The following is a 14,700-nucleotide window of genomic DNA, read 5'->3' as shown; positions in this document are numbered from 1 at the left end:
TAAAGTGAAAAATAAAACCATCAGCGCCATGACCCAATGGCGCCACAGCATACATCAGCACCCTGAGCTAGCGTATCAAGAGACGAGAACTGCTCAGCTGGTCGCTGATATACTTATTGACTTGGGTATGGAAGTTCACCAGGGTATTGCAAGCACTGGGGTCGTGGGGGTACTGCAATCCTCGGCCTCTAACGCCCCCAAAGTGGCACTTAGAGCCGACATGGACGCATTGCCGATTCAAGAACAAAATGACTTCTCTTACGCTTCAAAGCATGACAATGTCATGCACGCCTGTGGCCACGATGGACACACTGCAATGCTTTTAGGAGCCGCTCGCGAGTTAGCAAAAGAAGAGTCATTAAACTGCACAGTCTACTTTATATTTCAGCCCGCCGAGGAAAACGAAGCGGGCGCCCGAAGAATGATTGAAGAAGGTCTGTTTGATAGATTCCCCGCTGATGCGGTTTTTGCACTGCATAACATGCCAGGCCTTCCAGTTGGTCATATCGCAACGCGCCCTGGGGCAATGATGGCGGCCTTCTCTACATTTGAATGTCGAATTCTTGGTCGAGCTGCGCACTCTTCAACTCCGCACCAAGGGGTTGATAGTATTGAAGTCGCTTGTCAGTTGGCACAACAGTGGCAAGGCCTTGGGCGACGCCATTATGGAGCCGATGAACAAGCACTCATTGCCGTCACCCAAATTCAAGGTGGCACCGCAAGCAATGTTATCGCTGATGAGGTCGTTCTGAAGGGCTCGACAAGATGCTTAACGACAGAAACCCAAAAAACACTCGCCAAAACAATGCGCGAAACCGCTGAACTTGTCGCCAGGTCTTATGGGGCGTTGTGCGAATTTAGTTTTGAAGAGCGTTATCCCGTTCTTGTTAATGAGCCCAAATGTACCAAGTTTGGAATATCCGTTGCTAATAGTAGTGTTGGCATAGCTCATAGCGATTCCGAATGCAGTGCCATATGGGGATCCGAAGATTTTGCTTTCATGTTGCAACACTGTCCTGGTGCCTATTTTTTGCTTGGGAACGGCGGAGATGAACAGGGTGGATGCCATCAATTACACCATCCGAACTACGACTTTAATGACGCCATTCTCCCTATTGGGGCGAAATTTTGGGTAGATCTAGTGAAGCAATTTTCCCAGTTTGATTCTTTGATTGACGAATAGCTCTAGTAGTCTCCTCTTAGCCATCAACCATCGTTGATGGCACTTTTTTATCTGTACTTGCTAATTAACTGTAGATTTTTAAGCGAAGAATCTAGGTAGGCTAAAGGGTATATCGAGTTGCTTTTTGGTTCTGAACGCTAGGTATTTTTTATTTGAAAAGATACCCTTCAAACTGATCATATAAGCTCAAAGGGTAACTGGATAATTAAGCTGCTAGGGCTTGGGGCTTATCAGTCTAATGCAATTCACCTTAGTTTGGCTCATCTCGCGCATCGCGAAACCTACACCTTCTCGCCCCAAACTACCGTACTTGAATCCACCAAATGGCATAGCATCCAAGCGAAAATCGCTTGAGTCATTTATCATCACTCCAGCAGCTTCGATACCATTGGCCAGATAGTATGCCCTATTAAGGTCGTTTGAAAACACCGCAGCATGCAACATCACCTCTGAACGATTTGCACGCGCAAGCACTTCATCCAGTTCGTTAAATGACGATAGAATAGCAATCGGCGCAAAGACTTCTTCACAATAAACTTCGTGATTTTCAGCCACATCGGATAAGACGGTAGGCGAATAGTATCGTCCGTCCCTTTTATTTCCCAAAAGCAATGTGGCGCCTAATGACAGGGCAGAATCCACCTTCCTTTTCGCCTCTATTGCGCTTGCTTCATCAACCATTGGCCCCATATCCGTGCTTTCACACATAGGGTCACCGAGCTTGATTTGTTGGCTACACTCTACAAAGGCGCTCGCGAATTTATCAAATATAGAGCTGTGAACATAAATTCTCTGAACCCCGATACAATTTTGTCCTGCAGCAAAGAATGCACCGCTGACAGATTCTCGAACTGCCAAATCTAATTCACAGTACTTATCGACAATGACCGGTGCATTTCCACCCAAATCCATTAGCGTTTTCTTCAGCCCCGCTGTTCTCGTCAGAATCTCTGCAGTTTTACTCCCACCAGTGAAACTCAGCATGCGGATGTTCTTTTCAAGCAATAAAGCTTGCACATGATCCACCCCGCCCATCACCAGCTGAATGACATTTTCACATAAACCCGCCTCATAAAAACACTGACATAACGCTAGTGCTGTTGCCGGTGCTTTTTCAGAGGGCTTCAAAATGATGGAGTTTCCAGCTGCAATAGCCGGACCAAGCTTGTGTGCAATTAGATTCAAGGGATCGTTGAATGGCGTAATCGCCAAAATAATTCCTAGCGGGTGATAGTCATAATATCCCTGCCTATCCTCTAATCCCGAAACCGTATCGAATGCAATAGTTTCCCCTTGATTTCGACTTGCCTCTTCAGCCGATAAGTTAAGCGTATTGCAACAACGATTGACCTCTTTCTTCGCTTGCTTGACCGGTTTCCCACTCTCAAACGCAATCAAACGAACAAACAGTGAAGATTTCTCTTCTACTAATTGTGCGGTACGCCGAAGAATACTCGAGCGCTGCAAGCGACTAAGCGCGGCGCTGGTTTTACGGCCTAGCTCTGCATTTTCTAAAACCTGAGCGAGATCAGATACAGGCTTACATAGCTTGCTGTTAAGAGCTTCACCATAGGATTCTTTGTCAATGGGCGCTTTTAAATCTATTGTGATAGACATGTTTCGCCCTCAGTGAGAGATTCTAAGTAGATCTGACAATAGAGCATAGGCTGTCTCTACTCTTCCCGCTCCAGGTCCTTGTATCATGATCCCATCTAACATCTGATCTTTGATATACAAGGCATTAGTCGCCCCACTCACAGTGGCCAAAGGATGGGATATTGGAAGCTTTTGTGCTTTCACTGATGCCGAAATTTTACCATTAGGAAGCAACTCGCCTCGACCTACCAGTTTCCAGTGATAACCTTCTGTCACGGCTTGACGAACATCTTCTTCACTCAGGTTTTCAATACCTTCACAGGAAATATCTTGTTTTTCGACCCCTAGCTCCAACAGTGATTGAACCAGAATCATCACTTTCAGATGAACATCAGAGCCCTCGATATCCGCTTGAGGGTTTGCCTCGGCATAGCCAAGCTCTTGTGCATGTTTAATCGCCTGGGAAAAAGATGCTCCAGCTTCAACCTCACTTAGAACAAAATTTGCTGTACCATTTAATAGGCCTTCGAAGCGGCTGATTTTATTTGCGGGCAAGCCGTATTGTTTTAGACTCAGTACTGGCGTACCGCTCATTACAGAGCCTTCATAAAGAAATTCACACTGCTTTTGCGCCGCAATAGATTCAAGCTCTTTCAATGCAAATGCCACCGGCCCCTTGTTCGTTGTACAAACATGAACGCCGCTTTCGAGAGCTTGCCTGCAATAAGACAGTGCCGGTTCACCATCTTTTGGGTTAGTAAAAATTGCTTCACACATTACGGAAACCTCAGGACATTCCCAACATAACTCAGGAATAAAACTGCTTTTCCCATCGGCAATTGTGCTGAGACACCCTTCTTTACCATCTAAGTCTAATAGCTCATCCAACTGAATACCTGCTGGACTGTAGAGGGAGCCAAATTTTTTATCGACAACGCTGATGACTTTAATCGCGTCATCGTCGATTAGATTGTTTCTTTCTTTGATTAGCTTTACCAATGTACGATTCACATTACCAAAGCCTAATAATGAAATGCCAATATTCACTGTTAATATCTCCGCCTTATCAATCCCCACTCATAAAGCGGGAAAACAATTTGAAGCTAAAACAATATCAAGAGGACTTAAGTGATGTTTTCGGATGCAGCACTATTTGTTTGTCGTGTGTCACTTATAAGATGCTGCAAGCCACTTAACTAGAGCCACACTGAAGGCAGAAGGGAAAATTTGGGAAGAAAGGGGGCGCCCCCCCCTTCCAAAGATATATTTAGCTATCTTCAGCAGTTTGAAAGAAATCACAGGCCAAAGTACTACGTAAGCGAGATAGGCGAGAACGTAACTCCTCCTCTTCGTATTCCTTCGCCGCTGCGGCGCCCCATATAGGATTGGGCCAGGCCACATCATCTTTAAAGCGCGCCACATGGTGAATATGCAGCTGGGAAACATGATTCCCTAAGGCCGCCATATTCATCTTGTCTGGTGCAAATAAAGCCACCATAGCCTCAGATAAATAGCCTGATTCTTTGGCATACTGCTGACGGTCAATATCGCTCAAATGATGCAATTCCGTCATATTAGCTCTTTTAGGTACCAGTAAACACCAGGGGAAATTAGCGTCTTTACTTAGTAGCACCAAGGACAAAGGGAAGTGTCCGACTACCACTGTAGAATCGGCCAGTTGTGGGTCCAGCTTAAATGGCTGGGTATCCATGGTTTCATCCATAGAAAACTCCTCGATCAAATTTTAACCACTTAAACCCTAAAATCGGTCTAAAAATGGCATTACCGGGCTAAGACGAACAAATCAGCGTAGACCCCCAGAGGCAGTCGCCTTAAAATAGCGGGTTCATTTGCTGCCTGATTGTGTCCATTTGGACCAAAGGCCGCCAGCCTAGTTCGCTTTTGCCGATTAACCCCAGCATAGCAAGACCAGGCACAACCGCAAACCGCTTGATACGAGATACGAACCACTATGCGCGCCAGTCGATTTTTGATCGCTACACTAAAAGAAACCCCTGCCGACGCTGAAGTTATCAGCCACCAGCTTATGCTACGTGCCGGCATGATCCGTAAGCTAGCTTCCGGCCTATACACCTGGTTGCCGATGGGTTTACGAGTACTGCGCAAGGTGGAAACCATTGTCCGTGAGGAAATGGACAAGTCCGCTGCCCAAGAGGTTATGATGCCAGTCGTTCAGCCTTCTGAGCTATGGCAAGAATCTGGCCGCTGGCAGGAATACGGCCCGGAGCTGGCCCGCTTACAAGACCGCCATCAGCGTGACTTCTGCTTGGGCCCAACCCATGAAGAAGTGATTACCGATATGATTCGCAATGAAATCAGCTCTTACAAACAGCTGCCTGCGAACTTCTACCAAATTCAAACCAAATTCCGTGATGAAATCCGCCCTCGCTTTGGCGTGATGCGCTCGCGTGAGTTTGTGATGAAAGATGCCTACTCCTTCCACAGCAATGCCGAATCGCTGCAGGAAACCTACGATGTTATGCACAGTACCTACTGCAGCATCTTTAGCCGTATCGGTTTAGATTATCGCCCAGTACTGGCCGACACAGGCTCAATTGGTGGCGCCCACTCACATGAATTTCACGTTCTCGCCCAAAGCGGTGAAGACGATATCGTATTCAGTAACAGTAGTGATTACGCCGCGAACGTTGAAAAGGCTGAAGCGCTAGCCCCTGCTGGCGAGCGCCCTGCGGCTGCAGCAGAGCTGAGTAAAGTCCACACTCCTGATCAAAAAACCATTGCAGCCGTTAGCGAATTCCTAAATGCCGACCCAGCCCAAAGCGTAAAAACCTTAATTGTGCTCGGTGAAACCGCAGAAGGCGAGGAAGAAGAAAGCGCAGCTCTTATTGCATTGGTTTTACGTGGCGATCATGAGCTAAATGATATTAAAGCCGAGAAGCTCGATGGCGTTGCCAACCCACTTTGCTTTGCCCCTGAAGAACGTATTAAAGCCGAATTGGGCGTAGGCGTCGGTTCGATTGGCCCAGTAGGCCTAAACATTCCGACCATTATTGACCGCAGTGCAGCGCACCTGGCCGACTTTATTTGCGGTGCCAATGAAGATGACTACCACTATACCGGTGCCAACTGGGAGCGTGATGCACAATTAAGCCGCATTGAAGATATTCGCAATGTAGTTGCCGGTGATCCAAGCCCTTGCGGCCAAGGTCAGCTGGAAATCAAACGCGGAATTGAAGTGGGTCATATTTTCCAGCTAGGCACCAAATACTCCCAAGCCATGAATGCCTCTGTACTGGATGAAAACGGTAAAGACGTTGTGATGAGCATGGGTTGTTACGGCATCGGGGTTACCCGGGTAGTAGCTTCAGCGATTGAACAAAACCATGATGACAAAGGTATTATTTGGCCTGAGGCCATCGCGCCTTTCCAAATGGCTATCGTACCGATCAATATGCACAAATCAGCCGATGTAGCAGCCGAATGTGAAGCGCTTTATGAAAAGCTAAGCGCCGCCGGTGTTGATGTAATTTTGATGGATGAAGCCAAAGCGCGCTTGGGTGTTATGTTGGCCAATACCGATTTGATGGGTATTCCGCATCGCTTAGTGATCGGTGATAAAGGTTTAGCCAAAGATAGCATCGAGTACAAAGGCCGTCGTGATGAAGAAAGCCAAGATATTGCTCGCGCCGAGTTAAACAGTTTCTTAAGCGAGAAGCTGGGCGTTAATATCGCCTAAGTTCAAAAAATCGTTATAGCTATGCACAGCCCGCTTTTCCCAACAATAGTACAACGTTTTAGTTCTAGCGTTGTACTATTGCTATTGAGCTGGCTGCTTCCCACCTTCGGTTTTGCGCAATCCCTGGAAATTGATCCTGAATTACGTAAACGCCTTAAATCCAGTATTGTCGCAGCGGATAGTTTCGAAGATCGCTTTGATGCCGAGGTTTGGCTGGTCGCCAAATCACAGGTACTCAAGAAATACATCAAAGACCCCGAGTACCGTTTACAAATTCTTAAAGCTGTACACCGCGAAGCAAGCCGGCAAAATCTCCCCCCCGAGCTGGTATTATCCGTCATTCAAATAGAAAGCCATTTTGATCGCTTTGCCATATCTAAGGTAGGCGCACAGGGAATGATGCAAGTTATGCCGTTTTGGAAAAAAGAAATCGGCCGCCCTCAAGACAATCTCACCAAAATGGATACCAACCTACGTTATGGCTGTACCATTTTGCGGCACTACTTAGATAGGGAAAAAGGACGCTGGCCAGAAGCCTTGGCACGCTACAACGGTAGCTATGGCAGCTACCGTTACAGCACAAAGGTTTTAAATGCCTGGGACCAGTGGCGCTAAAAACAGCGCTTAATCTTTAGCAAGCTTGGCCCAAACACTTATCGCGCACTAACTTGAACGGCTATTGTTAACCGTCCGTATTCATTGTTGTAATTAATTCAGCAAGCACCTCATCGGCCTTATCATTCTCAACCTGACATGTGCCGGCCGCCAAGTGACCGCCACCACCGTAGGTCAACATTAATTCACCAACATTGGTTTTAGAGCTGCGGTCTAAAATCGACTTACCTACAGCAAATACAGTGTTCTGTTTTTTAAGGCCCCACATACGATGGATCGAGATATTAATTTCAGGAAACAGCGCATAGATCATAAAACGGTTGCCCGCCCAAATCGGATCTTGTTCCTGCAAATTAAGCACAACAACATTTTTATGTACCACTGTATTTTGCTTGATCTGATCCATAAACAGTAAGTGATGCTCTTTATACATATCGACGCGTTCCTTCACGTCTTCAAGCTGCAAGATTTCCTCAATGCTATGACTGGCACAGTAATCAATCAGTTGCATCATCAGTTCATAGTTAGATATTCTAAACTCTCGAAAGCGCCCTAAACCGGTGCGCGCATCCATAATAAAGTTTAGTAACTCCCAGTTCTTGGGGTTAACAATGTCTTCGCGCTCATATTGGGCAGAATCGGCCTTATCAACAGCAGCCATCATTTCCCCCCAGCTTTCAGGGAATGAGTTAAAACCACCATAATGATCAAACACTACACGTGCCGCCGATGGTGCTTCGGGGTCGATAATATGGTTCGCACGAATTTCATTGCGCACCGTTTCTGAGTGGTGGTGGTCAAAAGCTAAGTGAACACCTGACACATAAGGGAGGTTGGTCGTGATATCGTTGTCGTCAATCTCAATCTTACCATCCTGCATATCCTTGGGATGTACAAACTTGATATCGGATACCATATCCAAGTGTTTCAATAGCACCGCACATACCAACCCATCGAAATCACTGCGGGTCACCAAACGAAATTGCTTTGTCGTCATTCTCTCACCTTTTACAAAAGCAGCAGCCAGCCTTAAAACGAGGCCTTTTCTTAACCATAGCCCAAGCTATAGCGGCCTGCTTTGGTTTTGCTTAAGTCAGAAAAATAGAATGAGGAAAACAGCGCCAATTTAGGCAAAGTGGCGCCCTAACTACCTGATTTACAGGGAATTAGTCTTAGAACAACAGATTTAAGCTTGGCCGTCTAAACTATAGAGCGTCAATTGCTCTGATAGGCTTTACTCACTTCCTCAGCGATAATTTGGATCCCCTTGGCCACCACATCTGGACTCTGGCTATAGGTGACGCGCAAACACTCATCTTTATGGGGCCAGTCTTCATCCAAACCAACAAAGAAGTGATGTCCAGCGACGACCAATACACCGCGACTTTTTAAGCGCTGATACAACTCTTCGCTACTAATGGGAAGCCCCTTAAACCATAGCCAAAAGAACATCGCGCCCTCTGGTTTGTGCAAGCGATAGGGTAAACCTTTAAAAGACTGCCTAACTGCATCCTGAGCTAGCTTTGAGGCCTTTTCATAGTAAGGGCGAATAATATCGTTACTGATTCGCAAAATACTGTCGTCTGCAAATAACTGCTTACCGATGCTCGGCCCCAATGTCCCCGAAGCCAAACTAACGATGGTATTGGTATTGGTAAACGCTTTAATCACATCTTCATTGGCAACCACAATCCCCGTACGGGCACCGGGCAAACCCAGCTTAGAGAAGCTAAACACTACAATGGTGTTTTCATTCCAGTGCGCCTTCGCCTCGCTAAAGATCATATTGGGAAATGGTGTACCGTAAGCACCGTCGATTATTAAGGGGATACCTTTCGCCCTTGCCAATTGATCAAGCTTTTGAATTTCACCATCGGTAAGTACATTACCGGTTGGGTTGGTTGGGCGAGAGACACAAATAGCCCCAATATCGTCGCCGATATTCAGCTCATCAAAATCCACACGGTATTTAAAGAGGTTATCGTCCAGCTCCTCAATCCTAGGTTTAGCCGCGACAAAGAGCTCTTCTTCAACACCCACATCGGCATAGCCTAAATACTCGGGTGCCAAAGGTAGTTGGATTTTTTTGTAACTACCGTCTTCTTGTCGGCCACCAAACATATTGAATAGATTAAAAAAAGCCGACTGAGAGCCATTACTCACTGCAATATTAGCGGCAGTGACAGGCCATCCTAGCTCTTCATTTAATAGTCGAGCAACGGCTTGTAAAAACTCTAGCTCGCCCTGGGGGGATTGATAAATTCCAAATAACTTATGGCGCTCGCGCTCATCCGCCAAAACCGCTTGTAGCTTCTCAGCGAAAATATCTTCTAGCTCAGTAATTCGACTTGGATTGCCACCACCCATAAATATCATTTCAGGGTTCAAGGCCAAGGCTTGCCCTAAATCGTCCATCAAGCTAACAATGCCAGAATCACCCGCCATCTTTTGTCCAAGACGCGACAGCCCATTGTTTTTACCTTGCGATTTACCTGAATCCTCAACCATTCCTCTGCACCATCTACTACTTATTGCCCTGTGAGCTTGCCCCAATAAACTGTCTTTTTAAACTATCTATGCAAGCAAGCTCAGCCATCAAATGGGTCCAGCCTACCCGTTTTGCTAGGCAAAATCGACAACTGTAGAATCGGCTGCCAGTTTGCCCTTAAATTAGCTATCAAAGCTGCGTTATTAAGGCATTTGTTCGTCTTGATAAGAGCTCTAGTAAAGGCAGCGGGCCGCTGCCTTCATGCGCCCCATTGACAGAACAGGATAATAAATATGCTTTCAAAGCTTCGTCTCGGACAGCTACGTCCTACTCAACTGCTATTGGCCAGTTACTTGCTGTGCTTTGCCATGCTAAGCCAGGCAGCACTGCCTAGTATTGCCAGTAAGACTAAAGGCATGCAGGCCATGCCGGGATTTGTCGATTTATACTGGGATGAAGATAAAGGCGATTTATATATGGCTGTCGCCGACCTCGATAAGGAGTTTATCTATCAAGTTTCATTGGCTTCGGGCTTAGGCAGCAACCCTGTGGGCTTAGATCGCGGGCAGCTTGGGCACACCTTTGTATTGGAAGCTCGTAAAGTCGGCCCGAAAATCTATTTCTGGGAAAAGAACTATAAGTTTCGCGCTGATAGTGACAATCCAGCAGAGCGTAAAGCGGTTCAAGAGGCTTTTGCACAATCAATCCAATGGGCATTTCCCATTATTGCCCAGAGCAAAGGCAAATATCTGCTAAAGGCCAATGATTATTTCCTTCGCGACACCCATCAAGTTATGGCTCGTTTAGATCGCGCCAAGCAAGGTAAGTTTAAGCTGGATAAAAACCGCAGCAGCTTTCATATGCCTAGAACCAAAGCCTTTCCCAATAACACCGAGGTGGAAGTTAGCCTAACCTTTGCAAGCAGCAAACCAGGTGATTTGGTATGGCGCGCAGCGGCTAATGCAAATTCCGTAACCTTACGTCAGCATCATACATTTATTGCTGCACCTACCGGTTATACCCCACGCTATGCTGACCCACGAATTGGTAGCCTTGGTCACACTTATCAAGATTATGGCACCGCGATCGAGCAAGATTTATTTGTGCGTCTAGCAGGCCGTCATCGCCTAGAAAAGAAATATCCAGATCGCGAGCGCTCTGAAGCCAAAGAGCCGATTGTTTACTATGTGGATGGCGGTACTCCAGAACCTATCCGCAGTGCCTTAATCGAAGGCGCCATGTGGTGGAACGAAGCCTTTGAAGCGGCAGGATTTATTGACGCCTTCCAGGTTAAAGTCTTGCCTGAAGACGCCGATCCGCAAGATTCACGTTATAACATGATTCACTGGACGCATCGCCGAACACGTGGCTATTCCTACGGCAGCTTTATTATGGACCCGCGTACTGGGGAAATTATCAAAGGCAATGTAAACCTAGGCAGCCTGCGTTTGCGCCAAGATTATCTACATGCTCGCAAAGCATTGGAAGGCTACCCAATGCACAGTGACAGCCATGGAGCGAACCATAGTAATAGTGACAATCACAATATGTGTATCCTGGCGGATGCCCCAAGTTTTGAATACCTAGCCCACATGGCCAGCAGCAGCGATAAGACGGCGGTGGAAATGGCCTTAGCCCGTGTACGTCAGCTGTCTGCGCACGAAGTCGGCCACACCATCGGCCTGCCCCATAATTTTATGGCCTCGAGTTACGGCCGCGAAAGTGTTATGGACTACCCAGCGCCAATGATCGACATTAAGGATGGCAAGTTGGATGTCAGCAATGCCTATCTACAGCGCATTGGTGAATACGATAAATTAAGCATTCGTTGGCTATACGGTGAGTTCGATAAAGAAAAAGAACAGGCTGAGCTAGCCGCCGTTATTAAAGAAAGTATTGATCGCGGTTTAATCTATATAAACCACATTAATAATAAATTCACCCGCGCCGCACATCCGAAAACCTCGGTTTGGGATAATGGTAACAACTTGGTTGACCAACTGGCCCACGAATATAAAGTGCGCCGCATTGCCTTAGATAACTTTGGTGAACAACTGCTGCGCCCTGATGAGCCCTACAGTAATCTGCGCTATATCTTGCTGCCAAGCTATATGCATCACCGTTTCCAGCTTAACGCAGCAGCTCAAAGTCTGGGTGGTGCTGATTACCGCTATGCCAGCCGTGGTGATGGTCAGATGACCGTTGAGATTGTGCCTAAAGCAGAGCAGCTACGTGCATTAGATCTTATTCTAGAAAGTTTGAGCCCAGAGTTCTTGCGCTTACCTAAGGCCGCATTAGAATTAATTACCCCTGCCGAGGGCCGCTTTAACCAAGGCGAAACCCTGAATGGACGCGCTAACCTTATCTTTGATACCGAAGCGGCTATTGAAGCATCAGCGGCATTAAGCGTAGAGCAAATCTTGCGTCCTGAGCGCTTACAACGCATAGAAAACTTTGCCTCCCGCGGTGATTACCCAAGCCTAACAGAAGTGCTGGATAAGCTATTAAAAGCCAGCTGGGATATTAAGGCCGCAAAAGACCCACAAGATCGCCAGATTCAGGAAGTAGTGCAGCAAGTGGTGGTACAGAAAATGGCAGCCAGCGCGGCCCATAAGAATACCAGCCACAGTGTACGTGCAGAGCTTAATCAAAAGCTTGCCTTGCTTGGCAAGCGCCTAAAAGACAAGCGTAAAGCCAGTGCCCATGAGCAACAAATTGCCCGCGATATTGATAAGTGGTTAAAGAAACAAGAAGGAAGTTTGCAGAGTATTGTTTTGCCGCCAGGTGATCCAATTTAAAGGTAAGCAGTTTTATCTTAATAGCAAAAAGGGCTGCATTATTGCAGCCCTTTTTCTTTGTTTGGCTATCATCTTCCCTTGACTTAAAGCTCTCACAACTCAAAGCGATAGCCTACACCGTATACCGAATGAATCAATTCTTGCTCTGTCACGGCGGCTAGCTTTCTACGGAGGTTTTTAATATGACTGTCAACGGTTCTATCGGTGACCACCCGCCCATCGTTATAGAGCTTATCCATCAACTGATCCCGAGAAAAGACTTGCCCAGAATGACAATAAAGATAGTGAAACAAACGAAACTCTACTGGAGTTAAATCCAAAGCCTGACCGAATACTTCCACATGGTAGCGCTGCTCATCAATGACAATCTCATTGCTGTTTTGCTCTTGAGTGGGCGCACTGTGATAGCGTCGCATTACCGCTTTAACACGCGCCACCACCTCTCGCGGGCTATAAGGCTTACAAATGTAATCATCAGCGCCAAGCTCCAAACCAAGCAGGCGATCAATCTCTTCGACCTTGGCGGTGGTCATGATAATTGGCACACTGGAAAACTGGCGAAGCTCTCGGCAGATACTCATGCCATCTTTTACAGGCAGCATTAAGTCCAATAAAATTAAATCTGGCTGATTTGCCTTAACCCAATCAACTACATCAGCACCATCTAGTAAGATGTGACAATCAAAAAGCTCTTGCTTTAGATAATCGTGCAGAAGCTGGGCCAGCTTAGGCTCATCCTCTACAATTAGTATTTTTTCTGTCATAGCAAAGCCTCTTCTAAAACCGACTCCCAACTTCTATTCACGCTAACTATTCATCAGACCAAAGCGGGAGATACACACTCACCTTTAAACCACCAATATTGGAAACTTCGGCGCTAATACGCCCACCGTGGGCTTCAACAATATTTTTGCACAAGGATAAACCCAATCCAGAGCCTCCGTGCTCCCGACTGCGGGATTGATCGACTCGGTACAAGCGTTCGAATATTTTCGGCAGGTCCTCCTCTGCCACTGATGGCGATGAGTCCACTAGGGTAATCTTTAGATTTTCATCTAAAACCTCAGCATTCAAAATCACCTGCCCTCCAGCATCGGTATAGCGCAAGCTGTTTTCCAAAAGATTATGCATCAATTGGGTGAAACGCTTGCGGTCCGCTCGAATAGCCGCATTCAGCTGAGGCAAATGAGGGGCAGATAAAGATAAGCTCGCTTGCTGGTAGCGAAGATCAAAAGCATCTAAGGAGAGCTCTAGAAGCTCGCGCGGATCTTCCCGACTAAAGCGATAATCCAGCGCCCCTGCATCGGATAGGGCCAATTGATACAAATCGTCGACTAAGCGGCCTAAAGCCAGAACTTCAGCATGGAGGGATTTTACATTGTCTGAATTAAACTCTCGCACACCATCCAAAACGGCTTCAATTTCACCCCGTAAAACCGCTAATGGTGTACGTAGCTCATGGGAAATATCAGCGATCCACTGCTGTCTCGATTGCTCGTTCTTTTCTAAGGTAGAGGCCAGCTGATTAAAATCACGACCAAGACTGGCCAACTCATCAGAACCACGCACTTCAACTCGACGGGCATAATCTCCATCGCCCAATGCTGCAGCACCCTTAGCCAGCTCACGAATCGGAGCGATCAGATTACGCGATAGTAACCAGGACAACAGGGCAGAGATCAGCAAGGCAAAAACAACAACTTTCCAAAGCTTCTTAAGTTGCTGCTCACGAAACTCATAATCAAGACGATTACGTTTGAGCCTGACCTTGCGCAGTGCAAAGGTGCCAATTTGCTCGTTATCAAGCATCAAGGGGACGCGCAACTCATCTTCAACACCGCCTTGCCAGGAGGACGAAGCAATTATTAACTTGTCTTTTTCATCATATAGACGCAGATAACGCGCTTCACGAAAATGTCTTTCAAAGATTTTGCGGCGGTGCTTTTCCTGTTTTCGGCTTATATTTTCGCCATCGGATCGCCTCGACTTTTCAATAAAACGCTTATGGCGATCCCAATCAATGGTCTGTAAAATCAACTGTCTTAAGAGCTGGGGGTTATCCTGCAAATCTTGCCAAGAACCGGTACTGTTGTAGTGCTCCACCAACGCATTTCGAATAGATTCCGTGCGTTCAATGGCGGCTTGATTTAAATACTCCCGAAAACCTTTGTCGAAATTCCAATTTGCAAACCAAGCTACCACCAGTAACACACTGGCGGTAGCGCAAGCAAAAGCGAGAAACAACTTACCTTGTAATTTAATGTTCATAAGTAGTTTTCATAACAAATTTACAAGAGCCAAA

General features: G+C 46.6%; 11 protein-coding genes. 4 read left to right on the top strand and 7 right to left on the bottom strand.

Annotated elements, in window-relative coordinates:
• Positions 1–4: 4 nt before the first annotated feature.
• The gene (locus Q1A41_RS00350) at positions 5–1,183 is read left to right on the top strand and encodes a M20 aminoacylase family protein (protein WP_299973093.1); all 1,179 of its coding nucleotides are present in this window, start codon (positions 5–7) and stop codon (positions 1,181–1,183) included.
• Between the two features lie 213 nt (positions 1,184–1,396).
• On the opposite strand, the gene Q1A41_RS00345 is transcribed toward Q1A41_RS00350, so the two are convergent.
• From Q1A41_RS00345 to Q1A41_RS00335, 3 genes are all read right to left on the bottom strand, one after another.
• Complete coding sequence (locus tag Q1A41_RS00345) at positions 1,397–2,800, bottom strand: aldehyde dehydrogenase family protein (protein WP_299973090.1); 1,404 nt, start codon at positions 2,798–2,800, stop codon at positions 1,397–1,399.
• Between the two features lie 9 nt (positions 2,801–2,809).
• Positions 2,810–3,826: a homoserine dehydrogenase gene (locus Q1A41_RS00340; protein ID WP_299973087.1), complete on the bottom strand. Its 1,017-nt coding sequence runs from the start codon at positions 3,824–3,826 to the stop codon at positions 2,810–2,812.
• A 220-nt stretch (positions 3,827–4,046) separates the two neighbouring features.
• Positions 4,047–4,502, bottom strand: coding sequence for an HIT domain-containing protein (locus tag Q1A41_RS00335; protein WP_299973084.1), 456 nt, complete (start codon positions 4,500–4,502; stop codon positions 4,047–4,049).
• A 249-nt stretch (positions 4,503–4,751) separates the two neighbouring features.
• Here Q1A41_RS00335 and Q1A41_RS00330 point away from each other — a divergent pair, with 249 nt between their 5' ends.
• Complete coding sequence (locus Q1A41_RS00330; protein ID WP_299973081.1) at positions 4,752–6,497, top strand: proline--tRNA ligase; 1,746 nt, start codon at positions 4,752–4,754, stop codon at positions 6,495–6,497.
• Positions 6,498–6,518: 21 nt separating this feature from the next.
• Entirely contained in the window at positions 6,519–7,112 is a 594-nt protein-coding gene (locus Q1A41_RS00325) for a lytic transglycosylase domain-containing protein (protein ID WP_299973078.1), read from the top strand.
• 67 nt (positions 7,113–7,179) lie between these two features.
• Here Q1A41_RS00325 and Q1A41_RS00320 read toward each other — a convergent pair whose 3' ends face one another.
• Both Q1A41_RS00320 and Q1A41_RS00315 read right to left on the bottom strand, forming a co-directional pair.
• A complete protein-coding gene (locus tag Q1A41_RS00320) occupies positions 7,180–8,109 on the bottom strand; it encodes an exopolyphosphatase (RefSeq protein WP_299973073.1) in 930 nt (309 codons plus the stop codon).
• Between the two features lie 218 nt (positions 8,110–8,327).
• Positions 8,328–9,620: a valine--pyruvate transaminase gene (locus Q1A41_RS00315; RefSeq protein WP_299973068.1), complete on the bottom strand. Its 1,293-nt coding sequence runs from the start codon at positions 9,618–9,620 to the stop codon at positions 8,328–8,330.
• Between the two features lie 273 nt (positions 9,621–9,893).
• Here Q1A41_RS00315 and Q1A41_RS00310 point away from each other — a divergent pair, with 273 nt between their 5' ends.
• The gene (locus Q1A41_RS00310) at positions 9,894–12,398 is read left to right on the top strand and encodes a zinc-dependent metalloprotease (RefSeq protein ID WP_299973066.1); all 2,505 of its coding nucleotides are present in this window, start codon (positions 9,894–9,896) and stop codon (positions 12,396–12,398) included.
• 92 nt (positions 12,399–12,490) lie between these two features.
• Here the strand turns inward: Q1A41_RS00310 and Q1A41_RS00305 are convergent, their stop codons facing one another.
• Together Q1A41_RS00305 and Q1A41_RS00300 are read right to left on the bottom strand one after the other, a co-directional pair.
• A complete protein-coding gene (locus Q1A41_RS00305) occupies positions 12,491–13,162 on the bottom strand; it encodes a response regulator (RefSeq protein ID WP_299973063.1) in 672 nt (223 codons plus the stop codon).
• Positions 13,163–13,208: 46 nt separating this feature from the next.
• Positions 13,209–14,666 carry an ATP-binding protein gene (locus Q1A41_RS00300; RefSeq protein WP_299973060.1) on the bottom strand — a complete coding sequence of 486 codons (1,458 nt, stop codon included), beginning with the start codon at positions 14,664–14,666 and terminating at the stop codon, positions 13,209–13,211.
• Positions 14,667–14,700: the final 34 nt, after the last annotated feature.

The organism is uncultured Pseudoteredinibacter sp. (assembly GCF_947502065.1).
Taxonomy (GTDB): domain Bacteria; phylum Pseudomonadota; class Gammaproteobacteria; order Pseudomonadales; family Cellvibrionaceae; genus Pseudoteredinibacter.
Note: the sequence above shows the minus strand (reverse complement) of the source record. Positions and strands in the feature narration are given on the sequence as shown.